Genomic DNA, 24,519 nt, shown 5'->3' with positions numbered 1-24,519 from the left:
TCGCCAAGGCGCTGAAGGCGCCGCAACAATAATAATAAAGGCCACCCAATGAACCCTATGAAGAAGTATCAGCGCCTCACCGTTGTCTTCCTGCTGTTGATTGGCATCGTCAACTACCTGGACCGTAGCGCGCTGTCGATCGCCAACACTTCGATCCAGAAAGACATGATGATCAGCCCCTCGCAGATGGGCATTCTGTTGTCGGCCTTCTCCATTGCTTATGCCTTTGCCCAGTTGCCAATGGGTATGATCATCGACCGCCTGGGCAGCAAGATCGCCCTCGGCGCCTCGTTGCTGGCCTGGTCGGTGGCCCAGGCCACCTTTGGCATGGTCAGCAGCTTTGCCGGTTTCATGGGCTTGCGCGTGTTGCTGGGGATTGGCGAGGCGCCGATGTTCCCTTCGGCGGCCAAGGCCTTGTCGGAATGGTTCGATGCTAACGAACGCGGCACCCCGACCGGTATCGTCTGGTCCTCGACCTGTCTTGGCCCATGCCTGGCGCCACCCTTGCTGACGCTGTTCATGGTCAATTTCGGCTGGCGCGGCATGTTCATCATCACCGGGTTGATCGGTGTGGTGCTGGCGGTGTGCTGGTTGAGCTTCTACAAGAGCAAGGCGCAGTACCTGGCCGAGCTCGCTGCGCAAGGTAAACCGTTGCCTACCGAGTCCAAGCAGCCGCTGCCTGCGGCCAATCCACAGGCGCCGAAGGTGTCGTACTTTGCGGGTTGGCTCGACTTGTTCAAGCACCGCAGCACCTGGGGGGCGGTACTGGGCTTCATGGGCGTGATCTACATGCTCTGGCTGCACCTGACCTGGCTCCCCGGCTACTTTGAACGTGAGCACGGCCTGGACCTGTACAAGACTGCTTGGGTGGTTTCGCTGGCCTATGGCTTCGGTGCGGCGGGCACGATCGTCGCCGGGCGCTTCTGTGACTTGCTGGTCAAACGCGGCATGAGCATCCTTGGCAGCCGCAAATTCAGCGTGATCACCGGCCTGGTGCTGGCGGCGCTGTTCACCTTGCCGCTGTCCTTCGTCAGTGGCCTGACCGGCTGTGTGGTACTGCTGTGCCTGGCGCTGTTCAGCATCAACATGGCCAGTGCCACCGCGTGGATGATCGTCAACACCATCGTCGACAGCCCGCGGGTGGCGTCGTTTGGCTCGATCCAGAACTTCGGCGGCTACATTGCGGGCTCCGTGGCACCGATCGTCACCGGCTTCAGCATCCAGTACTCGGGTTCGTTCAACACGGCATTCATGATCAGCGCGATCGTGGCACTGTGCTCGGCGGTGGCTTACTTCCTGCTGCTGAAGGCACCGATCGGCAGTGCCAAGGCCGAGGCGGGGCCGATGGTTGGGGTGACCCAGTAACAGCCCTACTGCGCCACTGGACCTACGGCACTTGTCAGGTGTGGGTATCTGTATGTATAACCAGTACCCATATTCACTGCCCGACTTTGCCCCGTGATCGCCCATTCTGTCGACGACCCGTTCTATTACCTGCATAACTTCCGCCAGGTGCTGCTATGGGTCGAGCAGCGCTATGAAGACCTGCTCGATGACCAGGAGCTGGCGTTCATCCAGGCGTTTGCGCAATTGGACGCGCCGGCGCAGGCCTTGATGGTGCGTATGGTCATGCGCAAGGGCGAGCTGTTTCGCAGTGACAAGCTGACCTATGCCGAGATCGGCGACACCGCGCTGGCCTTGCAGCCGTTGCAGGCGTTGGGTTGGGTTCGGGAGCCTGCGCATCTGGAGCTGGAGCAGCTGTTCAGCTTGCTGCGCAAGGACGAACTGGCTTCGTGCTTCGCCGCCCAATTGAGCCGGCCGCGCGCCGCCAAGCACGACTTGCTCGCACAGCTTCAACCCCTGGGGCTAACGGCCAGGCCATTGCAGGCGTGGTTCCCCGGCAGTGACGTGCGCATTTTCCAGTGGTGCCTGCAGCCGCTGTGTGACCGCATGCGCCTGTTGTTCTTCGGCAACCTTTACCAGGACTGGTCGGACTTCGTGCTCGCCGACCTGGGCTTGCTGCGCTACGAGCACGTGCCTTTCAGCACCGATTCGCGCGCCTTGCGCCATCGCGCCGAGGTCGATCTGGCCATGGCGCTGCACCAGTGCGCCGAGCGCCTGGAGCAGGGCGATGACCCGCTGTCGATCCTGGGTGCGATGGCAGGGCTGCACAGTGACAACCCTTGGTTGGCCCGGCGCCATGCGCGCCTGCTGTTTGCCCTGGGCCAGCAATGCGAGCGCCAGGGCGACTGGGACCAGGCCATGGCTGTCTACGGCCAGTGCAGCCATGCGCAAGCGCGAATCCGTCAGGTGCGTGTACTGGAACGTAGCGAACAATGGCCGCAGGCCCATGCGCTGGCACAGCAGCTGGCCGCGGCCCCGGCCAATGCGCTGGAGGTGCAGGCGCTCGAACGCATGCTGCCGCGCCTGGCCCGCAAACTTGGCGGCCCGCCACAACGTCGCCAGCGTGCTGCGCCGCTGCACTTGATCGAACTTGAGCTGCCGCGTGAACACGCAGCCCTGGGTGTGGAGGAGGCTGTGCGCCAGCACTTGGCCGAGGCCGGCGGGCAGGTCCATTACGTGGAAAACACACTGTTCAACAGCTTGTTCGGCCTGTTGTGCTGGGAGGCTATTTTCGCGCCGGTACCGGGTGCCTTTTTCAACCCGTTCCAGGCCGCGCCACAAGACCTGCACGACAGCGACTTCCAGCAACGGCGCAGTGCGTTGTTCGACCGCTGCCTGGGGCGGCTCGACGAGGGTAGCCACCGCCAGGCCATTCTCGATTGCTACGCCGCCAAGCACGGCCTGCAGTCGCCGTTCGTGTTCTGGCCGATGCTCAGCGAAGCCTTGCTCGAACAGGCACTGGCTTGCCTGCCGGCCGCGCACCTGAAGCAGTGCTTTCTGCGCCTGTTGCAGGACATCCGCAACAACCGCGCCGGGATGCCTGATCTGATCCAGTTCTGGCCCGAGCAGGGCGGCTACCGCATGGTCGAGGTCAAGGGGCCGGGCGACCGCCTGCAAGACAACCAATTACGCTGGCTAGAGTTTTGCCGTGCCCAAGGTTTGCCCGTTGCAGTGTGCCATGTGCGCTGGAGCGAGGCGGCGTGAGCTACAGCGTGGCGGTGCGTGCCCTGTGCGAGTTCAGTGCCAAGGTTGGCGACCTGGACCTGCGCTTTACCCCGTCGCCCACGGCCCAGGAAGGCATCGAGGGGCACCGTCGGGTAGTGGCGCGGCGTGCGGCCGATTACGAGTCGGAGGTGGCCCTTGAGGGGCAGTTCGAAAGCCTGCGGGTGCGAGGCCGAGCCGACGGTTACGACCCCAGTTGCAACCGCTTGGAAGAGATAAAGACCTACCGCGGCGACCTTACGCGCCAGCCGGCCAACCATCGCCAACTGCACTGGGCCCAGGCCAAGGTCTACGCCTGGTTGATGTGCCAAGCGCGGCAATTGCCGGCCATCGAAGTGGCCCTGGTCTACCTGGACGTGGACAGCGACGGCCAGACGCTGATCAGCGAGCACCACACGGCTGCCGCGCTGCAAGCGTTCTTCGATACCCAGTGCCGCTGCTTTCTGGCTTGGGCGCAGCGTCAGCAAGGCCGACTGGCCGAGCGTGACCGCGATCTGCAGGCGCTGGGGTTTCCCTATGCGCAATTCCGCCAGGGCCAGCGGCAATTGGCCGAGACCCTGTACAAGGCTGTCAGCACCGGCCGATGCCTGATGGCTCAGGCCAGTACCGGTATCGGCAAGACCCTGGGCACCTTGTTCCCGTTGCTCAAGGCGATGGTGCCGCAGCAGCTCGACAAAGTGTTCTTTCTGACGGCCAAGACGCCGGGCCGTGCGCTGGCCCTCGATGCCATGCGCCAGATCACCGATGCCACGCCGCAACCGGCCTTGCGCACCTTGGAGCTGATCGCCCGCGACAAGGCCTGCGAGTACCCCGACAAAGCCTGCCATGGCGAGTCCTGCCCGTTGGCGCAAGGCTTCTACGACCGCCTGCCCGCCGCGCGCGAGGCAGCAGCAGGGGTGCCGTTGCTGGACCGTGCCAGCCTGCGCGAGGTGGCCTTGGCGCATCAGGTTTGCCCTTATTACCTGGGCCAGGAAATGGCCCGCTGGGTCGACCTGGTGGTGGCCGACTACAACTATTACTTCGATGCCCATGCCTTGCTGTTCGGCTTGGCCCAGGCTAACCAATGGCGGGTGGCGGTGCTGGTGGACGAAGCGCACAACTTGGTCGAGCGCGGTCGCGGCATGTACAGCGCCAGCCTCGATCAAAGCCAGTTGCTCGCCTTGCGCCAGAGCAAACCGCAAGGGCTGACCCGTGCGCTGGACCGCCTCAACCGGCAGTGGAACGCGTTGTACAAAGAGCAGCGTGCACCGTATCAGGCCAGCGAGCAGTTGCCGGAGGCCTTCATACGCGCCCTGCAGCAGTGCATCGGGCTGATCCAGGAGCGCATGAATCAGGCACCAGCCGAGGTAGATGCGCAAGTGCTGCAGTTCTTCTACCAGGCGTTGCAGTTCAGCCGGGTGGCTGAATTGTTCGACGAGCATTTCATCTTCGACATCAGCCAGCGCGAAGGCCAGCGCAAGCGGCGCCTGGCCACCCTGTGCCTGCGCAATGTCACCCCGGCGCGGCTGCTGGCCCCACGCATGCAGGCGGCGCGCAGTGTGACGCTGTTTTCCGCCACGCTGAGCCCTCGGCATTTCTACAGCGACTTGCTCGGCATGCCGGCCGACACGGCCTGGTTGGAGGTGGCAGCGCCGTTTCGCGCCGAACAACTCGAAGTACGCATCGCCAGCCAGGTCTCGACCCGTTACCGAGAACGCCAGGCTTCGCTGGCGCCAATCGTCGAGCTGATCGCCGAGCAGTACCAGCGCATGCCCGGTAACTACCTGGCCTTTTTCAGCAGCTTCGAATACCTGCAGCAGGTGGCCGGCTTGCTGGCAGAGCGGCATGCCGACATTCCCCTGTGGGCGCAGGCGGCAGGCATGGATGAAGAGGCGCGTCAGGCATTTCTCGACCGCTTCGTAGCGGATGGCTGCGGGGTGGGTTTTGCGGTGCTGGGGGGCGCGTTCGGGGAAGGGGTCGATTTACCCGGCACGCGCTTGATCGGGGCGTTTGTCGCGACCCTCGGGCTGCCCCAGGTCAACCCTGTCAACGAGCAGTTCAAGCAGCGCCTGGGGCGCCAGTTTGGCGCAGGCTTTGATTACGCCTACCTCTACCCAGGCGTGCGCAAGGTCATTCAGGCGGCGGGCAGGGTCATTCGGGGGGACCAGGACCAAGGCGTGCTGGTGTTGATCGACGAACGCTTTGCCGAACCACGGGTTCAGCAAATGTTTCCCAGTTGGTGGCGGTCGGGCGGTGCGTGACGCTTGCCGCTGCCCTTGGCGCCGTTCACTGCTGGTCAAGCTGTGGACGGGTAGGCGGGCTTGGGTTCGTTATGCGGGCGTCAGTTGGGGTAACATTACCCTCCGCGCCGTCTTCAAACCCCTTGAATATCAAGGTGATGGCACTGCTCCAAGCCCGAATGGCCATGCGTTGTCATTTGGGCTTGCTTTCATGTCGAATAGACTCGCTTCACGCTTTGGCTGCCCCCGTACCGGTCCAAGCGTCGCTACAGGATTCACGTTGTGACCGATCTCTCGAAAAACCCGCTGCTGCAGTACATGGCCCGCCTGGCACCGTCGAGCCAGCAAACCATGCGCTACATCCTTCAGGACGCGGCCGACCGGCTGGGTTTCGTCGACTGCAACCTTGTCGATGTACCGTGGCACTTGCTCGAACCTGGGCATGTGATCGGCTTGGTAGCGGCATTGCGCGAGGATGGGTACGCCCCTAACAGTTCGTCGCTGTATGTGAATGCGGTGCGTGGGGTGATGAACGAGGCGTGGCGCCAGGGCCTGATCGACCATGAGCAGCTGTTGAGGATCCGCGAGGTCAAGCCGGCGACCGGTAGCCGCCTGCCACCGGGGCGCAACCTGCGGCGCAGCCTGATCCGTGAGTTGATGGACGTGTGCGCGGCCGACCCTCGGCCGCAAGGTGTGCGGGACGCGGCGATCATTGCCTTGCTGTACGGCACCGGCATGCGCAAGTCGGAGTCGGTCGACATCGACCTGGACCAGGTCGACTTCGACGCTCGCAGCCTGCAGGTACTGGGCAAGGGCAACCGGCAGTTGATCAAGTATGCGCCGCCTTGGGCGTTCGAAAAGCTGCAGGCGTGGCTGGACCTGCGTCGCAACGATTTGCCGGAGGGGGCAGCGGACGACCCGTTCCTGTTCAACCGCATTCGCCGGGGCAACCACATTACCCGCGCCCGCATCACCAAGCATGCGATCTACTACATTGCGCGCCAACGCGGTGCCCAGGTGGGTGTGAAGATCATGCCCCATGATTTTCGCCGTGCATTCATCACCCGGGTTATTGAAGAGCACGACCTGTCGATTGCCCAGAAGCTCGCGCACCATGCCAATATCCAGACCACGGCCAGTTACGATCGCCGGGATGACAACGAACGGCGGCGGGCGGTAGACCGCTTCGATTACTGAAGCCTCACTGCCTAGCTGTCTGTAGGAGCAGCCTTGTGCTGCGAAGAGGCCGTTGTAAGCAGTGGAGATTGCAGGTGCTTACACCGGCCTCTTCGCAGCAAAAGGCTGCTCCTAGAAAAAACAGAGCTCATTACATTCGGGCACCGAAACAGGGCCTTCGTGCGCCCTCGCTTTGTGCGCGCCACCCCTGTGTGCCCGATGCCAGAGCGGTCGCGCTGACGATTTCATTTTTGTTCACCTGCGTAGTTGGCCCGCAACCTGCTATATCCAGCCTGAGAATTTGATCGAGTGGTCAGGCTGGCAGCCCTCAAGCGCCGCCTGCCTGGCCCTCTAAACGGCCACCAGGCCACGGATATCAGGGGCCGCAGGATGTCGCTCGCGGAGCAGATCGAACAACAACAAGACGACGCAGGCTGGAGCGCCTTCCTGCAGTTGCGCTTTACCCATCGCGACGGTGTGACCCGCCTTGGTGCGCGGCGGCATTTTGGACCTCTTTTGGTGCAGCGGCCTTTCTATCCCGAGGGCGCGCCGTGCCATGTCTATGTGCTGCATCCGCCCGGCGGCATCGTTGCCGGTGACCGGCTGGAACTCGACATCCACCTTGAACCTGGCAGCCACGCCTTGCTGACCATGCCCGGCGCGAGCAAGTTCTACCGCAGCATTGGCCCCACCGCACGGCTGGCCCAGCGTTTTCACCTGGCCGCCGACAGCACCCTGGAATGGCTGCCTCAAGACAGCATTTTCTTCGCCGGTGCCCGTGCCAGCCTCGACAGCCGCTTCACCCTGGCGCCAGGCGCCCGGTTGCTGGCCTGGGAAACCCTGTGCCTGGGCCGCCCGGTGATGAATGAGCGCTTCGATCACGGCGCCCTCGACAGCCGCTTGCACATCGAAATGCCCGATGACCCAGGCCTGTACGAGCGCCTGCGCATCGAAGGCGGGCAATTAGGCAAGCTCGGTGGGCATCCCTTGGTCGCCACCTTTTGCGCCGCCCCGGCGGACCCTGCGCTGCTGGACCACGTCCGGGCCTTGCTCGATGAGCTGGACAACCCCGCTGGCGCCACCCTGATCGGCTCGCTGCTGGTCATCCGCCTGCTCGACCACGACAACCAACACCTGCAACACACCTTGCAACGCCTCTGGCATGCCTTGCGCCCGGCCGTCCTCGGCCTACCGGCATGCCCGCCGCGTATCTGGGCTACCTGAGAGAAGCGCCATGGAGCTGACCCCAAGAGAGAAAGACAAACTGCTGCTGTTCACCGCCGCGTTGCTGGCGGAGCGGCGCCTGGCCCGCGGCCTGAAACTCAACTACCCGGAAGCGGTGGCGCTGATCAGTGCCGCCGTGCTCGAGGGCGCCCGGGATGGCCGCACGGTGGCCGAGCTGATGAGCCTGGGCCGTGAAGTGTTGAGCCATGAGCAAGTTATGCCCGGCGTCGCTGAAATGATCCACGACGTGCAGGTCGAGGCGACCTTCCCCGATGGCACCAAACTGGTGACCGTGCATGACCCTATCGTCTGATACAGCCCAGGAGCCCAGCATGATCCCAGGTGAAATCCAGGTCGCCGCCGGCGACATCGAGCTCAACAGCGGCCGCGCGACGGTGAGCGTCAGCGTGGCCAACCACGGCGACCGGCCCGTGCAGGTCGGCTCGCACTACCACTTCTACGAGGTCAACGACGCACTGGTGTTCGAGCGTGCGCCTACCCTGGGCTTTCGCCTGGACATTCCAGCCGGCACCGCCGTGCGCTTCGAACCGGGCCAGGCCCGCACCGTGCAACTGGTTGCCTATGCCGGCAAGCGCGAGGTCTATGGCTTCCAGGGCAAGGTGATGGGCGCACTGGAGGGCAGGGCATGAGCCGTATTTCCCGCCAGGCCTATGCCGACATGTTCGGCCCCACCGTGGGCGACCGCGTGCGCCTGGCCGATACCGCGCTGTGGGTGGAGGTCGAGAAAGACTTCACCGTGTATGGCGAAGAGGTCAAGTTCGGCGGTGGCAAGGTCATCCGCGATGGCATGGGGCAAGGCCAGATGCTGGCGGCCGAAGCCATGGACCTGGTGCTGACCAACGCGTTGATCATCGATCACTGGGGTATCGTCAAGGCAGACATCGGCGTCAAGCACGGCCGCATCGCTGCCATTGGCAAGGCCGGCAACCCCGATGTGCAACCAGGGGTCACCGTGCCAGTCGGCCCAGGCACCGAGGTGATCGCTGCCGAAGGCAAGATCGTCACCGCTGGCGGCATCGACTCGCACATCCACTTCATCTGCCCGCAGCAGGTGGAGGAGGCCCTTACCAGCGGCGTCACCACCTTCATCGGTGGCGGCACGGGGCCGGCCACCGGTACCAACGCCACCACCTGCACCCCTGGCCCGTGGTACCTGGCGCGCATGCTCCAGGCCGCCGACAGCCTGCCCATCAATATTGGCCTGCTGGGCAAAGGCAATGCGTCGCGCCCCGAGGCATTGCGCGAGCAGATCGCGGCGGGCGCCGTCGGCCTGAAACTGCACGAGGACTGGGGCTCGACCCCGGCAGCCATCGACTGTTGCCTGGGCGTGGCCGAGGAAATGGACATCCAGGTGGCGATCCACACCGACACCCTCAACGAGTCCGGTTGCATCGAAGACACCCTGGCGGCCATTGGTGACCGCACCATCCACACCTTCCATACCGAGGGCGCAGGCGGTGGCCATGCGCCAGACATCATCCGCGCTGCAGGGCAGGCCAACGTGCTGCCGTCCTCGACCAACCCGACCTTGCCGTACACCGTCAACACTGTCGACGAGCACCTGGACATGCTCATGGTCTGCCACCACCTGGACCCGAGCATCGCCGAGGACGTGGCGTTCGCCGAGTCACGCATCCGCCGCGAAACCATCGCTGCCGAGGACATCCTGCATGACATGGGTGCGTTCGCCATGACCTCGTCCGACTCCCAGGCCATGGGCCGCGTGGGGGAAGTGGTGCTGCGCACCTGGCAGGTGGCGCACCAGATGAAGCTGCGCCGTGGGCCTTTGGCGCCGGACAACAGTTACAGCGACAACTTCCGAGTCAAGCGCTACATCGCCAAGTACACCCTCAACCCAGCGTTGACCCACGGCATTGCCCATGAAGTGGGTTCCGTGGAGGTGGGCAAGCTGGCTGACCTGGTGCTGTGGGCCCCGGCCTTTTTTGCGGTCAAGCCCGCCTTGGTGATCAAGGGCGGGATGATCGTCACCGCGCCCATGGGTGATATCAATGGCTCGATCCCGACGCCGCAACCCGTGCACTACCGGCCGATGTTCGGCGCCTTGGGCGCGGCGCGGCACGCCACGCGGATGACCTTTCTGTCGCAGGCCGCCATGGACAGCGGCCTGGCCGAAGCACTCAACCTGCGCAGCCTGATCGGTGTGGCCCACGGCTGCCGACGGGTGCGCAAGGCCGACATGGTCCACAACACCTTGCAGCCGGTCATCGAAGTCGATGCGCAGACCTACCAGGTGCGTGCCGACGGCGAGTTGCTGGTGTGCGAACCGGCCAGCGAACTGCCGCTCGCCCAGCGTTACTTCCTGTTCTGAAGGAGCACAGATGATAGTCCTGACTCGCCGGGTCACCGAACCTGGCTCGCTTGCCGAAACCGGCACCGTCACCCTGGATGTGGACAGCCGCATCAAGAGCCGCCTGCGGGTAACCCTCGACGACGGCCGCGACGCCGGGCTGATGCTCGCACGCGGCCACCTGCTGCGCGGCGGTGAACTGCTGGCCGATGCCGATGGCAGCCAGGTCATTCGCGTGCTGGCCGCACCAGAAACGGTGTCGACGGTACGTTGCGCCGACCCGCACTTGCTGGCACGGGCCGCCTACCACCTGGGCAACCGTCATGTGCCGCTGCAGATCGAACCTGGCCTGCTGCGCTACCAGCACGACTATGTGCTGGACGACATGCTGCGTGGCCTGGGCCTGACGGTGGAAACCGAACTGGCACCGTTCGAACCCGAGGCGGGCGCCTACCAGAGCGCGCCGCACAGCCATAGCCACAGCCATGGCAACGACCACCCATTCGTGCGCCTGCCTGCCCATTCCTGAACTGCCCTGGAGCTACTGATGAAAAAGACGTTCGCCCTGTTTCTGCTGATGCTGGCGGTGCCGGCCTTCGCCCACCCCGGCCACGACAGTAACCCGTTGCAGGACGGCCTGCTGCACCCGCTGACCGGCCTGGACCACTTGCTGATGCTGCTGGGTACTGGCGTGCTCGCTGCGCTGACCCGACGCAACCTGACCTTGCCCTTGGCAACCCTGGCGGCGATGTTTGGTGGCGCGGTGTGCGGCCATCTGTTTGGGGATGTGTTGGGCATGGAAACGATGATCAGCGTGTCGTTGCTGGTCGCCGCCGGGGCCCTGTTGCTGCCTAGCCGCCAGCTGTTGCTGGCGCTGGCCATGCCGGTGTTCGCCCTGTTTCACGGCTGGGCGCATGGCGTTGAAGCCACGCCCAGCGCGTTCTGGCAGTTCAGTGCTGGCTTCGTGACCGTCAGCGGCCTGCTGCTGGTGGCCGGGTTCGCGGTGGGTTGCTTGCTGCGCCGCCACAGCGGCCTGCAAAAAGTCTTCGGTGGTGGCCTGCTGGCCGGCGCCGCACTGGTACTGGCCGGTTGATGGACAGCGACCTGGCGCTGTTGCGCTTGCTGCAACTGGCCAGCCCGGGTTTGCCAGTGGGTGGGTTCACCTACTCGCAAGGCCTGGAATGGGCCGTCGAAGCGGGTTGGGTGCAGGATATCGCCAGCTTCAGCGCCTGGCAGCGCGAGCAGTTGCACGACACCCTGGGCTGCGTCGACTGGCCCGTGCTGGCACGCCTGTATCAGGCCTGCCTGGCCACGGATGCCCAAGCATTCAGCCAATGGAGCCGCTTTCTGCTGGCCAACCGGGAAACCGCGGAGTTGCGCCTGGAAGAACAACAGCGTGGCTCGGCGCTGGCACGCCTGCTCGATGGCTGGCAATTGGGGCAGGACCCCGCCTGGCGGGCCAGCCTTGAACTCAGCCAACTGGGCGGTATGGCCTGGCTCGGCGCCTACTGGTCGATCCCGCTGCGTCAGTTGGCGCTGGGCATTGGCTTCGCCTGGCTCGAAGGCGCAGTGATGGCCGGGGTCAAGCTGGTGCCGTTCGGCCAGCAGGCGGCGCAAACCTTGCTGCGCGACCTGGGCCAGGACTTACCCGCCGTACTCGACCAGGCGCTGGCCCTGGGCGATGACCAGCTCGGTGGCGGCCTGCCATTGCTGGCGATTGCTTCATCGCGACATGAAACCCAATACACCCGTTTGTTCCGCTCCTGAGGACTGCCTTCATGCAAAGCTATCAACAACCCCTGCGCGTCGGTGTCGGCGGCCCGGTCGGTTCTGGCAAGACCGCGCTGCTCGAAGCCTTGTGCAAGGCCATGCGCGATCATTATCAGATCGCCGTGGTGACCAACGACATCTACACCAAAGAGGACCAACGCATCCTCACCGAGGCCGGTGCACTGGAGCCTGAGCGCATTGTCGGCGTGGAAACCGGCGGCTGCCCACACACGGCGATCCGCGAAGACGCCTCGATGAACTTGGCGGCCGTGGAGGCTTTGGCGCGCAAGTTCGGTAACCTTGAGGTTATCTTCGTGGAGAGCGGTGGCGACAACCTCAGCGCCACGTTCAGCCCGGAGCTGGCCGACCTGACCATCTACGTCATCGATGTTGCCGAGGGTGAGAAGATCCCGCGCAAGGGCGGACCGGGGATTACCAAGTCTGACTTCCTGGTGATCAACAAGACTGACCTTGCGCCTTACGTCGGTGCATCGCTGGAGGTGATGGAGCGCGACACCCAGCGCATGCGCCCGCAGCGGCCATGGACATTCAGTAACCTGAAAAAGGGCGAAGGGCTGCAGGCGGTGATCGATTTCATCGTTGAGCGCGGGATGCTTGGTGTGCGCGGCTAGCCGGCATGCAATACGCGTGTAGGAGCAGCCTTGTGCTGCGAAGAGGCCGGAAGCTACACAGTGAAACGTCGCTGCTTTCACCGGCCTCTTCGCAGCACAAGGCTGCGCCTACAGGGCAACATTCAGGGCAGGCTTGCATCAGTCATGGCAACAATGCGCCTTGCCGGTCTGCCCTTCATAGCGGTCATGGTGCCGCACCCAGTCCATGGTTCCGGCCTCGTTACGCCCCAACGGCGCAATGTCGAGGAAGTTGTAGGTATTGACCAGAATGTCCAGCCCGCGGGCATAGGTTGAGTACGTGTGGTACACGCTGCCGTCCGCGTCAAGGTAGAACGCACTCAGCCCCGGCAACTCGCTTTCGCTGCCTTCATAAGGCTCATAGTTGTACTGCCGAGGCGCGTCGCTGCCCACGCTGACGCCAAAGTCTTCATTGAACCCGCTACCTGCGGACGAGTACCACGAAAACTGCCAGCCCATGCGCTGGCGAAATGCCTGGAACTCGGCGTAGGGCGCCCGGGAGACGGCCACCAGCGATACATCGTGGTGCGCCAGGTGCAGGTTCGCGCCGTCAAAATGGTCAGCCAGGAAAGAGCAGCCTGGGCAACCTTCACGCCAGCCCTCGGCGAACATGAAGTGATAGAGCAACAGCTGGCTGCGCCCGGCGAACAGTTGGGCCAGGCTCAGTTCGCCCTCCGGCCCCTGGAATCGATAGGGTTGTTCGACCTTCATCCAGGGCAAAGCGCGACGTGCTGCAGCCAGCTCGTCGCGTTGATGGGTGAAGGCTTTTTCGTGCAACCACAGCTGCCGGCGTGCTGCCAGCCACTGGCTGCGGGAGACCACCTCATGCCTGTTTTCACTGCTCATGGTGCTGACTCCAGGGTAGGGATTCAGCACTGGTCGAGCGGGGCAGGGCCAGATCGACAGGCATCGAAGGTGGTGCGATGAACGGTGGGCTTGGCGTCAGCCCGAATGGGCGATAGGGTCGTCGGTCAGTTCATCCGGCACGTCGCTTTCCCCAGGTAATGCGGTAATCACACTGAAGTCGCTGACTTCGACCGCACCGCCGCCATACCCCAGCAGGTGGAAGGAAAACGCCTTGCGCTCGGTCGGGTTGTCAAAGCTGAACTCCATTTCCAGTGGCTGATCCGCCGTCACGCGGATTTCTTCTGGCAGCCCCAATGGCACATCTTGCTCCAGTTGCTTGGCCTTGAGCTGAATGTAGGCCGCACGACGTGGGTCCAGCGAGCGCACCTTGACCCGTACACGGGTGTGCGAGCCGCCGGGCATCTCCAGGTACTGCGCACCGATCAGGTTGTCGGCCCAGTCATCGTGAATGCGCTTGCGCAACTTTATCGGTGATGGGCCGCCGAACTGGTAGCGCAGGTTGAGCGGCGTTTGCAGCAGCGACTGGTCGAGGGTGCCGGCCAGGGTAACGACCTGCTGGCCGAGCATGTCGTCACCGGTGCCGAGGTAGCGCGCCTGGTCGGCGATGAAACCTTCGCTGGCGTAGCGTCGGCAGCGCTGCTGGAAGTCGCATTCGGTGAACACGCCTTGGCCGTTGTGGTAACGCAGCATGCCGTTGGTGTAGGCGATCATCTCGCGGCCAGTGTCGTAATCGCGGTACAGCGAGCGGCCACCCAGTGCGACGGGGATCGGCAAGGCGAAGTAGTCGAGCAGCGACGTGGTCAGGTCGATATGGCCATAGGTGCCGCGCTTGATAGTGGGTAGCTCCGCCTGCTCCGGCGCCAGGGTGAGGTTGAAACCCCACGAGGATGCCAGACGCACGCCGTCTATGCCGTGGGACTCGTCGGAAGTGACTACCACCAGGGTGTCCTTGAGCACACCCTGGCGTTCGAGGTTATCGAGAAACGCGCCGATTGCATCGTCCAGGTAGGCGACGGCAGCCTGCTTGGGCGTGTCGTAGCGCTCGAGGTAAGCCGCCGGTGCCGAATAAGGCTGGTGAGTGCCCACGGTCAGCAGGGTCAGCATCCAGGGTTTGTCTTGTTTCCTCAGCTGGCCGACATAGTCCAGGGCACCTTCGAAGAAAGCGCGGTCGTCCTTGCCCCAAGGAAATTCCAGGTAGTTCTTGTTGCGGAACCACTCCAGGCCATGCACCGAATCGAAACCGATGTGCGGCATGATGCGGTCCTTGGCCATGAAGCGCAGCCCAGCACCCTGTAGGTAGTGGGTGGTGAACCCGGCCTGGCGCAACTGTGCCGGCAGGCAGGCCTGGTTACGGTCGTTCTGGGTCAGCAGTTCGACGCCCTTAGGCGTGCCGTTGGCCAGCTTGTCGTAATCACCGCACAGCATCGCGTACAGGCCACGGATGGTCTGGTGGGTGTGCAGCACATAATCCGGGGTGTTCATGCCGCGTTCGGCCCAACGGCTGAGCTTTGGCATCAGGTCTTCGTCGAAGCGGCTGTGCAGGGCCTGGCGGTTGGCGCGAATGTAGGCCCCGGGGATGCCTTCGACGGTGATGACCAACAGGTTGCGTGCACTGCCCGGTGCCTTGAGCAGCTTCTGGCCATGCAGGTCGGACTGGGTCAGGCCACTGCTGGGCAAGGGCGTGACCACCTGTTCCTGGCCGGCCCAGCCCAGGGCCTGGCGCTGCAGGCTACCGACGCCGGCCGACAGCACCTGATGCGAGAGGTTGTACTGCCGCCACTGCTCGGCATCGGAAGGCGCCAGGTGTTGGCTGCCCCAGTGCGCGCCAAACAGCAGCAGCGTAACTGCCCAGGCCTTGCGGGGCAGGGGGGCGACACGTTGGCCGCGGCTGCTCCAGACGCTGAGCAACCAGCCCAGCACGCCGGCCGCCAAGAGCCAGGGCAACCAGCCATGCGCGAGGCCGCCGCCGGTTGAGTTCTCCATGAATTGGGAGTCGGTCAGGTAGCCGAGGTCGGCGCTGGTGGGCAGCCTGCCCACCGCGCTCACCAGCTCGGCCGACGCCACCCAGAGCGCCGCCCAGGCCAGCAGAACCGGCAACGCCAGCCACCACGGCCGGCGGTGCAGCAGCAAGACCAGCAGGCTGCCGAGGGCCAGATCGGACAGATAACCGAGCGGGTTGGACCAACCCAGCATGGCGCGCGTACCCAGTGGGATCACCAGCACCAGGCCCGCCAAAGCGACGAGCCGGGTGCGTGGGTGGTCGAACAGGTTCTTCACAGAAAACTTCCCTTTTGCCATTAAATCGTCATGCAACTGTGCTGAATGATAACAGGCTGGGCCAGGGAATACGGCGGGCTACAAGGCTGGTAACCAAATGCCGGGCTGGCTTGCGCAGGCCCGGCAGGCGGCTGGGGGTCAGAAGTAGTAGGGGAATTTGAGGCTGAAGGAGAAGTCTGGCGCATCGTCGGTCAGGCCAATCGAGAGGTTGGGCACGATGGTCAGGTTGTCGCTGGCCGCAAAGGTCATGCCGATGTTGAAGTTGGCTGAGTTGTAATCGCTGTTGCTGATCGATTGCCAGTCGCCGCCATCCGGCTTGATCTTGCTCTTGCGGGCAAACTGGTCGGAAACCGAGAACGACATGCTCATCTTCTCGTTCAAGGCAAAGGCGATACCGGCCCCGACTTGCCAGGAGTCGCCGAGTTTCACGTCACCCGGCACCTTGCTGTTGACCTGGGGGCTGATGTCGCTGAACGAGTCTTCCATGTTGTAGGTGTAGGACAGGCTGCCGAACAGCACGGCGGGGTCGAAGGTCTTGACCAGCGAGATGCCCGGTGTAATCGCCCATACGCCGTTGCCGGTCGGCAGGCTTTCCGGCACCGACAGGTTGTCGTTGCCTGGTACCTCGCGCAGCTTGATGCCGTACGGGTCCTTGCCGGTGGGCGCTTTGACCCGCAGTGTCGCCACCGCATCGGGCCAGTTTTCGGACTCGTCCATGAACTTGTAGGCAACGCCGACGTTGATATCGCCGATTTCCGGGTCGCGGGTGACGGTTTCATCACTGGTGACCGGGGCTGCACCACCGGCGCCGCCAGACGAGTAGGTCGATTCGCGGTAGACCACTGGAACGTTAATGTCGAACTGCCAGCGCTGCGCCAGGTTGTAGCGGGCGGTCATGTCCAGGGTCCAGTTGTCTGCCTTGATGCGGTCCAAATTGATGTTGCCGAGGAAAATCGAGTCCAGCGCAAGGAAGCCGTTGAGCACCAGTGCGCGGGTGTCGTAATGGGTGTAGGTCACGCCGGTTTCGAAGCTGAACTTGCCGCCACCGAAGAAGCCGCTGGCCTCGTCGTACAGGTTGGACACACTTTGCGCAGGTTCGGAATCGTCCTTGAGCGATTGGCCATAGGAGCTGCCGGTGGTGCCTGGCGCCCCGGCGGCGACAGTCTGGCCGCCTTTGACCGTTTCGGCCGGGGATTTGGTCAACCGTTTAGGCTGCGGCGCCGCCGGGGTCTCCTCCACCTGGCGAACCCGCTGTTCAAGGACCATCAACGCTTGCTGCTGCGCTTCGTAGCGCTGTTTCAACGCCATCAGTTCTTGTTTCAGGGCCTCAACCTGTGGGTCGACTGCTGCATAAAGGGCGGTGGATGGGGCCAGGGTAATCAAACAGACAAAAGCTCTGAACGTTAACGATCGGTGCATGGATATGCCGTCCCTTCCGACTACTTTTGATGAGACTGAGCGTAGATCAGTATCCGAGAGTGCGAAGACCTTTGAGCTGGTCGAGGCTACCGTTCAGCGAAGCGGCCGTGGGTACGTTCTCGCGCATGACGACGTTGAGGGAGGTGAGGTTGCTGACCTGGTTGCCGTTGCCAAGCAACGTCGTGTTCTGCGTCAGGCCCCCTTGGGCCAGGCGTTGCACAGTGCTGCCCTGGTTGTTGGCGGCATTGATATTGAGCTGCACGCCCACGCCGGTGGACGAAACGCTCAGCGCGCCTGCGCCGTTTTCGCCGACCAGGGTCGAGCCTGCGGTCAGTGCCTGGCCCTGCGGTTGGGCCACGGGCGCCTGGTTGGCCTTGGTGACGTTGATGTCGACATTGTTATAGGCGGTGTTGTTGTCGCCCGCCGCACGCACCACCTGGGTCACCCCTTCGGTGGTGGTCAGCCCGCTGCCGCCGCTGACCGCACCGGTGCCGGGCGCAGGGCTGGCACTTTGCGAATGGGCCGCACTGGTGCCTTTTTCGTCGATCATCGACACATAGAACTGCGGTTTTATGGTGTTTTGCTGCACTTGCAGCGTCGACGATGCCCCGATCACGTCGCCCTTAGCGTTCTGCCAGGTGCTGGTCATGACGATGCCGAAGCTGACGATCCGCCCCGGCATCACATAGCGCCCGCGCAGGTTCGCCAACTCCTGATCCTTCAGTTCGATGGGGGTGAGCGGCTGTGCGTGGGTCGGAAGGCTGGCGGCCAGGCATGCCACGGCTAGCCAGAATGGAATCTTCATTGGATGCTCCCGGAGCGTCGTGCTCCCAATCGTTAGAAGAACCGTTAGAAAAAGTCGCTTTTGATGAAGCCGAAATCCAGCAGCTCTGCGTCCTGTACCGGGGTGAAGTTATTGACGCGGCCCTTGGCAGTCAGTGGCAGAGGCGGGTCGAGCAGGGCATTGCCCTTGTCATAACCCTGGCCGATCACGGCGAAGATGATGCCGTTCCAGCCTTTGAGGAAGTCCTCGACCTTGAAGCGTTTGTGGCCCAGCACAGGGTCACCGATGTACACCCAGCCGTTGTCGACCTTTTGCATGACCACAAAGTGCTTGTAGCCACGGATGTCCATCAGCACCACGACCGGGATACGCACGCTGGTCAGGGTTTCGGGTGCTACCCGGTACCCACGGGCGCGCATGCCCAGGCTTTCTACGTAGCGTTTCATGTCGAGCATGGAGAAGCCCTGCGTGCGCACCAGGTCTTGATCGGCGTGCGCCAGCATGCCTTCGATGATGTGTTGTTCGTCCACGTCGAGCCAGTAGGCCTGGCGCAGGATGGTGGCCAGCGCCGCGGCGCCACAACTGAAGTCGGTTTTTTGTTGCACCAGGTCGGCGAACTTGCGCTCGCGCACACTCTGGATGGGTTTGAACACCACCGCGCCACCGGGCAGCACGGACAACGGCATTTGTGCAGCTTCGCTCACGCTGGCCAGGCACAGCAAAAACGCCAAGGCGAAAATACGCATGATCGGGTGCCTTCTTGTTCTGGTTGAAAAAGGCCCCCCGCAGGGGGCCTCGAGGCTACAGCCGTTAGAACGAGGTGTTGGAGATGGCCAGCGAGTTGCTTTGCTGGTTGCCCACACCGGCTGCCACGTTGACGCCCAGGTTGCCGCTGCCACCATTCACCGAACCGCTCAGGGTTGCAGTGTTGGTCACAGGGTTGGCCCAGCCGGTTGGGGTCAGCACTTGGAAGGACACGGTGTTGCTCAGGTCATACGAGCTGCTTTCGCTGAAGCTTTTCGACACGTCGTTAGACGATTGATTGGCTTTTTCGCCCGATTTTTCGTACGCAGACTCCGAAGCGTTTGCGTAAGAAGAATCGTGGGCTTTCTCATACGAAGAGTCGCGGGACTTCTCGTACGAAGAGTCGCGAGACTTGTCGTACGAAGAGTTGCGGGTCTTGTCGTAGGAGGAGTCGAACGCTTTTTCGAACGACGAGTCGTAGGCGCTTTCATGCGACTTGTCGATCGAAGCATCGAGCGACGCATTGAGCGAAGCATCGAAGCTGTCGGTACGGGTGCGTTCACGACGGCCATCGTCGGTGGTCACAGTGCGCGTCGCATCGGCGGCAGCTGCCAGGGTAGCGTTCAGGCTGGCACTGCTGGACGAGCTGGCGTTAGCGCTGGCAGAGCCGCTGGCGTTCCAGCTATTGGAGCCGCTGGCAGTGGCGCTGTTCGACCCGCTGGCGTTGGAGCTGTTGGAGCCGCTGGCGTTCGAACTGGCCGAGCCACTGGAGTTCCAGGAGCTGGAGCCATTGTTGCTGGCGCTTTTGGCACCGGCCACGCTGAAGCTCGAGGACGAGCTGCGGTCATCGCTGGAGGTGAACGAGCCATCGCGAGAGCTCGAACCGCTGGCCGACGTGGTGAAGGTCAGCGTGTCCACACGGTAGGTGCGGTCGGCGTTGTTGTGCACGGTCAGGCCTGGGCCGTTCTGGTCGGCAGAGGCGGTTGCGGTGGCATTACCCAATGGCGCATTGGTGTTGGCGATCGCCATGGTGTTTTTCTGTTGGTTGAGGTCGCCACCCGCAATGTTGACGCCCACGTTACCGGAGGAGCCGTCACCCGAACCGCTCATCACCGCAGACGATTGGGTAGACCAGTTGTCGACCCGGTTGTTGTTGCTGAACTGGCGAACGTCCGCAGTGGCTTCGGCGGTTCCGAACACGAAGCTGTTGTCCAGGCTCGAGTCGGACGCTGCGTTGGCGATGGCGGCGGCGTTGTCTTGTTGGTTGCCGTTACCGGCCGCCACGTTGACCCCGACGTTGCCGCTGGCACCGGTGGCCGAGCTGCTCATCTCGGCTTCGTTGATGGTACCTTGGTTGGTGACGGTATTGCCGGTGCTGCGCTGGCTATCTATGGCGTTGGCGGTGGCGTACACCGGGATCCGGGTGGGAGGTGGGGTGTGTTGGCCGTTGTTATGGTGACCATTGTGGTGCCCACCACGCCGGTCGTTCTGATCAGCTTGTACAGCAACAGCCATGACCGCAGCAATTGCGAAAACCAGAGGCTTGATTGCCATCGAGGGTTTCATGGTGATTCTCCGTACTTTATTTAGGTTAAGTGTTGTTCTTAACTGTTTGGGTCAATCTGCGACCCGTATGCTCAAGGTGTTGGCCATTCGGTTTCCCACCCCGGCACTCTGATTCACCTGAATCACCCCACGGCTACCGGTGAATGCCTGGTCACTGGTCGTGACCTGGCGATGGCCGGGTGCGGTGTCAGCTGGATCGGAGTTGTTGAGCAGCGCCACGTTCTGTTGCATGAGGACGCTGTCGTCGATGCTTTGCGGTTGAGTACTGAGGCTGATGCGCAGTGCGTTGGCTTGCTGGGTGCTGGCACCGGCGCTCTGGTTGACGCCCAGGGCGCCGCTGCCTTGGCTGAAAGCATTGCCCTGGATGCTGGCGGTGGCATCCATGTTGCGGTCGACTGCGGTGCCGAGCCGCTGGCGTATCTGAGTGGTGGCGCTGGCCTCATGGCCCACGGCGATGGCGCGGGCGTTAGCCTGCTGCTGCAGGTCGCCGGCTGCCTGGTTGACCGTGAGGTTGCCCTGGTATTGGCTGCCCGAATCGTCGATGTTGGCGTTGTTGATCACGGGGGATTGGGCAAAGGCCGGCGCACTGCAGAGCGTGGCCAAAATCAGCAGCGTATGCCTCATCTCACTTGCCTCCCGTCAGGATTTGCAAGGGGGCCAGGCCGCGTTGCACGCTTGAGTTGACCATGTTGGAGATGCCGTTGCCTGAACCTGAGCCGCGCCCAGCGGCGAGGTTGGGCAGTTGCGTCTGGTTGGTGACGTTGCCGCCAATGGTGTTGGTCTGTTGCGTGACCAGGGCGCTGATGCCGGCACCGCTGCTGATGTTGGCAAAGTCGCCATCGCTCAGTTCATGGGTCTGCTTGAGAATCTGCGCCGACGGGTTAGCGTTGACGGTGGTCGGGCTGGGGTCGGGAATCAGCGGCGGGATGGTCGCGTTGCGCGTCTGCACATCGCGGGTAATGGTGATGATCCCATTCTCGGCCTGGGCAGGCAGGCTCAAACCCGATCCGACGATGCTACTGACCAGCAGGAGCCGATAAATGCCTTTATCAAGATTCCCCACGATGGCAATTCCTTCTTTATGAGCGCTGGCCCTATTCAGCGTTGCGAATAAGAGAGCAGAAGGTGTGCCGCTTTCAGTTAATGCTGTGCAATCAACAGGTTGGGAAGAAAAGCTGAAGAAGAGCGGCTTTTTTTGTTTCACCGCTGAAACAGAGCATTTGGCCAGCCACTGGCAAAGCCAGCACAGGCCGTGCCTGGAGGGATTTTTGCAGGGGTGTATCACGGGGTTGACACTGCCCCAGGAACAGGGGCAACCCCCGCATTTGCGGGGACTATCACCCACCAGGGTGTGTCAGTGGCTTAACACTCGGTGGGGCAGGCTGGCGCATCGCTATCAAGCAGCGTAGCGACTGCTTGCAAGGCTCGCAACTGGCGTTGCGGCCAATTGCCATCAATCACCAACAGTGCTTGTTGATGGCGTTGCAGCCACTGCAGGCTATCGTCGAAAAAGCGCTGACGGTCGTTCAGGTCGGGGTGGCAACGCTGGCCATCGGCAACCCAGTCCACGCCTTGAGGGCTCAGTAACAGGTGCAGGTCGTAGTGCCTAGCAAGCAAGGCCTGTTCCAGCCAGGCCGGGCAGTCGTCGAACAGGGCGCGGCTCCAGAGCATGTTGCTGAGCAGGTGGGTGTCGAGTATCAACAGTTCGGGCGCTTGCGCGCGGGCGCGGTCTTCCCACTCGAGTTGGCCACGGGCGATGGTGGGGATGTCTGCGTAGCAGGTGTCGCGGCATTCATGGTCGATGAAGTGGCGCACGTATTCAGCGACCACCACGCCACCGAAATGCGCCTGCAGCACGCCACTTAGCCAGCTCTTGCCACTGGATTCCGGCCCGCACAGCACCAGCACCTTCATGCTTGCACCAGCGCGGGGTCACGGCGCCATTCCAGCCAGCCACGTATGGCGATCAGCGTGAGCACCGCGAAGAAGCCTGCGGTGAAATACAGTTGCTGATGCAGGTACTGGCCGACATAGACGATGTCTACCACAAACCACAATGGCCAGCATTGCAGGCGTTTCTGTGCCATCCACAGTTGCGCGACCAGGCTGAAGCCGGTCAGCGTGGCGTCCAGCCAGGGCAGGGCGGCATCGGTCCAGTTGGCCATGGCTGCACCCAGGGCCGTGCTGAGCAGTGCGCCGAGTGCGAGCCCGGTGCACAGCGCGCGCGTGTGCAGGCGTGTCACCTGGCGGGCATCGTGCGCACGGCCCGGGCGCTTCCATTGCCACCAGCCGTACAACTGCAATAGGGCGTAGGCCACTTGCAGCAACATGCCCGAGTACAGCTTTACCTCGAAGAACAGCCAGCCATAGATCAACACCATGACCAACCCGATCGGCCAGCACCAGGCGTTCTGCTTGACGGTGAGCCAGACAGCGGTGACGCCGAGTACGGCGGCGATGAGTTCAAGGCCGGACATCGGCGATCCTTGGAGAGGCGATAAGAGGGGCGCGATTGTAGCTTGTCGATAATGGAAGGAGTAGTGCAGGAGCGCCCCGGCAAGGCCGCTCCCACAGGGGCTATACGCGGAACTGCCGCAGTAGCTGCTCCAGTTCCTGACTCAACCGCCCCAGCGCTGCGCCTGCATCACTCGACTGGCGTGCCGCCTCGGCGGTCTGCTGGGACAAGCCGGCGGTATCCAGCACGTTGCGGTTGATCTCCTCGACCACATGCGATTGCTGCAAGGTGGCACTGGCGATGGACGCGTTGAGCGCGGTCAGGTTATGCAGCACCTGGCTGATGGCATCCAGGCTGGCACCGGCCTCGCGGGCCTGCTCGATAGTCTGGCGCGAGGCCTCGCTGCTGGTGTCGATAGCCCGTACTGCCGCGTCCGACTGGCCTTGCAGGTGCTCGATCATGGTATGGATTTCGGCCGTGGACTGAGCGGTGCGCTGGGCCAGCAGGCGAACCTCGTCGGCGACCACCGCAAAGCCACGGCCCTGTTCACCGGCGCGTGCCGCTTCGATGGCCGCGTTGAGGGCGAGCAGGTTGGTCTGCTCGGCGATGGAGCGAATCACGTCCAGCACACCCCCAATGCGCGTGCTGTGCCCGGCCAAGTCGCGAATCACCTGGACAGCCTGGTCGATGGTCGCCGACAGCCGATCGATCTGTTCCAGGCTGCCATGAATGGCCTGCTGGCCATGCTGCACTTGTTGCTGGGCCGCGCGCATTTCCCCGGCGGCCTGCTCGGCCGTCTTGGCCACATCCTGCACGGCGTAGGTGACTTCGTTGACGGCCGTGGCCACCTGCTCCATCTGTTGGGATTGCTGGGCACTGTGCTGTTGCGCTGCCCCGGCGTTGTCACCGACATGGCCGGCGGACCTGGCCAGGTCATGGGCGGCGCCCTGTAGCTGGCCGACCACGCCCTGAAGCTTGCCGTTGAAGCGGTTGAAGTGTTCACCCAAGTGCGTGATTTCATCCCGGCCGTGGGTGTCCAGGCGTCGGGTCAGGTCGCTTTCGCCACTGGCGATTGTGCCCATGGCCTGCACGGCCTCCTGCAAGGGGCGGGCGATACTGCGGGCAATCAGCATGACCACCAGCGCCATCAGCAGCGCAATGCCCAGTCCGACCAGCGAGGCGTCGCGCAATTGCCGGGCAAATTCGGCCTGCACGTCATCGATGTACACGCCTGAGCCGATGACCCAGCCCCACGGCTTGAACAGCTGTATATAAGAGGTTTTCGCGACCGGTTCACTGGCGCCGGGTTTGGGCCAGCGATAGTTGACCGGGCCGGCGCCCTGGCTGCGGGCGAGGTTGACCATTTCGTTGAACACGGCAAAGCCGTCGGGGTCGCGAATGGCAGACAGGTCCTGGCCGTCGAGCTTGGGGTTGGCCGGATGCATGATCATCTTCGGCCCCAGGTCGTTGATCCAGAAGTAGTCGTCGTGGTCGTAACGCAGCGCGCGCACCACTTGCAACGCCTGTTGCTGGGCGGCATCGCGGCTCAACGTGCCGGCCGCCTCCAGGCCTTGGTAATAGGCCAGCACACCGGCTGCGGTCTGCACCACGTGGCGGGTCTTTTCCGCCTTGGCGTGGTACAGGTCGCCATGGATCTGGCGCAGCATCAGCAGGCCCAGGACTACCAGCATGGCCACCGCCACCAACAGAATCAGCCACAGACGACGGCTGATCGACATCGATCTCAGGGTTTTCATCCAGGCACTCCCGCCTTGTTCTTGTTATTCAGGTGCATCCAAGCATGCTTTGCGACAAGCCCCCACTCGACTAATGGCTAAGTGCTAGTCTGGTCGTAGTCTGCAGCAACGGAACAAGCCATTGCAAAGCGGCTTTGATAGGATTTCGGCCGCGCA

23 protein-coding genes are annotated in these 24,519 nt (G+C 63.1%); 12 read left to right on the top strand and 11 right to left on the bottom strand.

Translation table 11 applies throughout. The features are described 5' to 3' along the window. Positions 1-57 precede the first annotated feature (57 nt). From HU764_RS14205 to ureG, 12 genes are all read left to right on the top strand, one after another. Complete coding sequence (locus HU764_RS14205) at positions 58-1,365, top strand: MFS transporter (RefSeq protein ID WP_225935727.1); 1,308 nt, start codon at positions 58-60, stop codon at positions 1,363-1,365. Between the two features lie 93 nt (positions 1,366-1,458). Further along, positions 1,459-3,108 carry a VRR-NUC domain-containing protein gene (locus tag HU764_RS14200; protein ID WP_186676421.1) on the top strand — a complete coding sequence of 550 codons (1,650 nt, stop codon included), beginning with the start codon at positions 1,459-1,461 and terminating at the stop codon, positions 3,106-3,108. Beyond that, complete coding sequence (locus HU764_RS14195) at positions 3,105-5,366, top strand: helicase C-terminal domain-containing protein (RefSeq protein ID WP_186702713.1); 2,262 nt, start codon at positions 3,105-3,107, stop codon at positions 5,364-5,366. Before HU764_RS14200 ends, HU764_RS14195 begins: the two co-directional genes overlap by 4 nt. Before the next feature lie 261 nt (positions 5,367-5,627). Beyond that, on the top strand, positions 5,628-6,542 hold the full coding sequence (locus HU764_RS14190; protein ID WP_027594757.1) for a site-specific integrase: 915 nt from the start codon (positions 5,628-5,630) through the stop codon (positions 6,540-6,542). A 369-nt stretch (positions 6,543-6,911) separates the two neighbouring features. Then, positions 6,912-7,745, top strand: a complete 834-nt coding sequence (locus HU764_RS14185; protein ID WP_186702712.1) for an urease accessory protein UreD — start codon at positions 6,912-6,914, stop codon at positions 7,743-7,745. Between the two features lie 10 nt (positions 7,746-7,755). Further along, positions 7,756-8,058 carry an urease subunit gamma gene (locus HU764_RS14180; protein WP_027594759.1) on the top strand — a complete coding sequence of 101 codons (303 nt, stop codon included), beginning with the start codon at positions 7,756-7,758 and terminating at the stop codon, positions 8,056-8,058. Between the two features lie 19 nt (positions 8,059-8,077). After that, the gene (locus HU764_RS14175; protein ID WP_085273499.1) at positions 8,078-8,395 is read left to right on the top strand and encodes an urease subunit beta; all 318 of its coding nucleotides are present in this window, start codon (positions 8,078-8,080) and stop codon (positions 8,393-8,395) included. Further along, positions 8,392-10,095, top strand: coding sequence for an urease subunit alpha (gene ureC, locus HU764_RS14170; RefSeq protein ID WP_027594761.1), 1,704 nt, complete (start codon positions 8,392-8,394; stop codon positions 10,093-10,095). The genes HU764_RS14175 and ureC overlap by 4 nt, the downstream gene beginning before the upstream one ends. 10 nt (positions 10,096-10,105) lie before the next feature. Further along, the gene (gene ureE / locus HU764_RS14165) at positions 10,106-10,603 is read left to right on the top strand and encodes an urease accessory protein UreE (protein WP_186702711.1); all 498 of its coding nucleotides are present in this window, start codon (positions 10,106-10,108) and stop codon (positions 10,601-10,603) included. Positions 10,604-10,621: 18 nt separating this feature from the next. Continuing rightward, complete coding sequence (locus tag HU764_RS14160) at positions 10,622-11,167, top strand: HupE/UreJ family protein (protein WP_186702710.1); 546 nt, start codon at positions 10,622-10,624, stop codon at positions 11,165-11,167. Then, positions 11,167-11,841 (top strand): urease accessory protein UreF, encoded by a 675-nt coding sequence (locus HU764_RS14155; protein WP_027594764.1) that lies wholly within the window; start codon positions 11,167-11,169, stop codon positions 11,839-11,841. Before HU764_RS14160 ends, HU764_RS14155 begins: the two co-directional genes overlap by 1 nt. A gap of 11 nt (positions 11,842-11,852) precedes the next feature. Further along, positions 11,853-12,476, top strand: coding sequence for an urease accessory protein UreG (gene ureG / locus HU764_RS14150; RefSeq protein ID WP_010953755.1), 624 nt, complete (start codon positions 11,853-11,855; stop codon positions 12,474-12,476). A 138-nt stretch (positions 12,477-12,614) separates the two neighbouring features. Here ureG and HU764_RS14145 read toward each other — a convergent pair whose 3' ends face one another. From HU764_RS14145 to mcpP, 11 genes are all read right to left on the bottom strand, one after another. Next, the gene (locus HU764_RS14145) at positions 12,615-13,340 is read right to left on the bottom strand and encodes a DUF899 domain-containing protein (RefSeq protein ID WP_186702709.1); all 726 of its coding nucleotides are present in this window, start codon (positions 13,338-13,340) and stop codon (positions 12,615-12,617) included. A gap of 96 nt (positions 13,341-13,436) precedes the next feature. Then, on the bottom strand, positions 13,437-15,638 hold the full coding sequence (locus tag HU764_RS14140) for a sulfatase-like hydrolase/transferase (protein WP_186702708.1): 2,202 nt from the start codon (positions 15,636-15,638) through the stop codon (positions 13,437-13,439). A gap of 138 nt (positions 15,639-15,776) precedes the next feature. After that, positions 15,777-17,057 carry a coiled-coil domain-containing protein gene (locus tag HU764_RS14135; RefSeq protein WP_186702707.1) on the bottom strand — a complete coding sequence of 427 codons (1,281 nt, stop codon included), beginning with the start codon at positions 17,055-17,057 and terminating at the stop codon, positions 15,777-15,779. Positions 17,058-17,103: 46 nt separating this feature from the next. Beyond that, complete coding sequence (locus tag HU764_RS14130) at positions 17,104-17,862, bottom strand: hypothetical protein (protein ID WP_186676433.1); 759 nt, start codon at positions 17,860-17,862, stop codon at positions 17,104-17,106. Positions 17,863-17,906: 44 nt separating this feature from the next. Next, on the bottom strand, positions 17,907-18,587 hold the full coding sequence (locus tag HU764_RS14125; RefSeq protein WP_027594769.1) for a C39 family peptidase: 681 nt from the start codon (positions 18,585-18,587) through the stop codon (positions 17,907-17,909). A 64-nt stretch (positions 18,588-18,651) separates the two neighbouring features. Beyond that, a complete protein-coding gene (locus HU764_RS14120) occupies positions 18,652-20,151 on the bottom strand; it encodes a heme utilization protein (RefSeq protein WP_186676434.1) in 1,500 nt (499 codons plus the stop codon). A 51-nt stretch (positions 20,152-20,202) separates the two neighbouring features. Further along, the gene (locus HU764_RS14115) at positions 20,203-20,775 is read right to left on the bottom strand and encodes a hypothetical protein (protein ID WP_027594771.1); all 573 of its coding nucleotides are present in this window, start codon (positions 20,773-20,775) and stop codon (positions 20,203-20,205) included. A gap of 1 nt (position 20,776) precedes the next feature. Then, entirely contained in the window at positions 20,777-21,214 is a 438-nt protein-coding gene (locus HU764_RS14110; RefSeq protein ID WP_027594772.1) for a hypothetical protein, read from the bottom strand. A 299-nt stretch (positions 21,215-21,513) separates the two neighbouring features. Next, positions 21,514-22,065, bottom strand: coding sequence for an AAA family ATPase (locus HU764_RS14105; protein ID WP_186676436.1), 552 nt, complete (start codon positions 22,063-22,065; stop codon positions 21,514-21,516). Further along, on the bottom strand, positions 22,062-22,628 hold the full coding sequence (gene pnuC / locus HU764_RS14100; protein WP_027594774.1) for a nicotinamide riboside transporter PnuC: 567 nt from the start codon (positions 22,626-22,628) through the stop codon (positions 22,062-22,064). Before pnuC ends, HU764_RS14105 begins: the two co-directional genes overlap by 4 nt. Positions 22,629-22,728: 100 nt before the next feature. After that, complete coding sequence (mcpP, locus tag HU764_RS14095) at positions 22,729-24,363, bottom strand: methyl-accepting chemotaxis protein McpP (RefSeq protein WP_027594775.1); 1,635 nt, start codon at positions 24,361-24,363, stop codon at positions 22,729-22,731. Positions 24,364-24,519: the final 156 nt, after the last annotated feature.

This window comes from Pseudomonas kermanshahensis (assembly GCF_014269205.2).
GTDB classification, from domain to species: domain Bacteria; phylum Pseudomonadota; class Gammaproteobacteria; order Pseudomonadales; family Pseudomonadaceae; genus Aquipseudomonas; species Aquipseudomonas kermanshahensis.
This window is presented reverse-complemented; position numbering and strand designations above follow the sequence as displayed.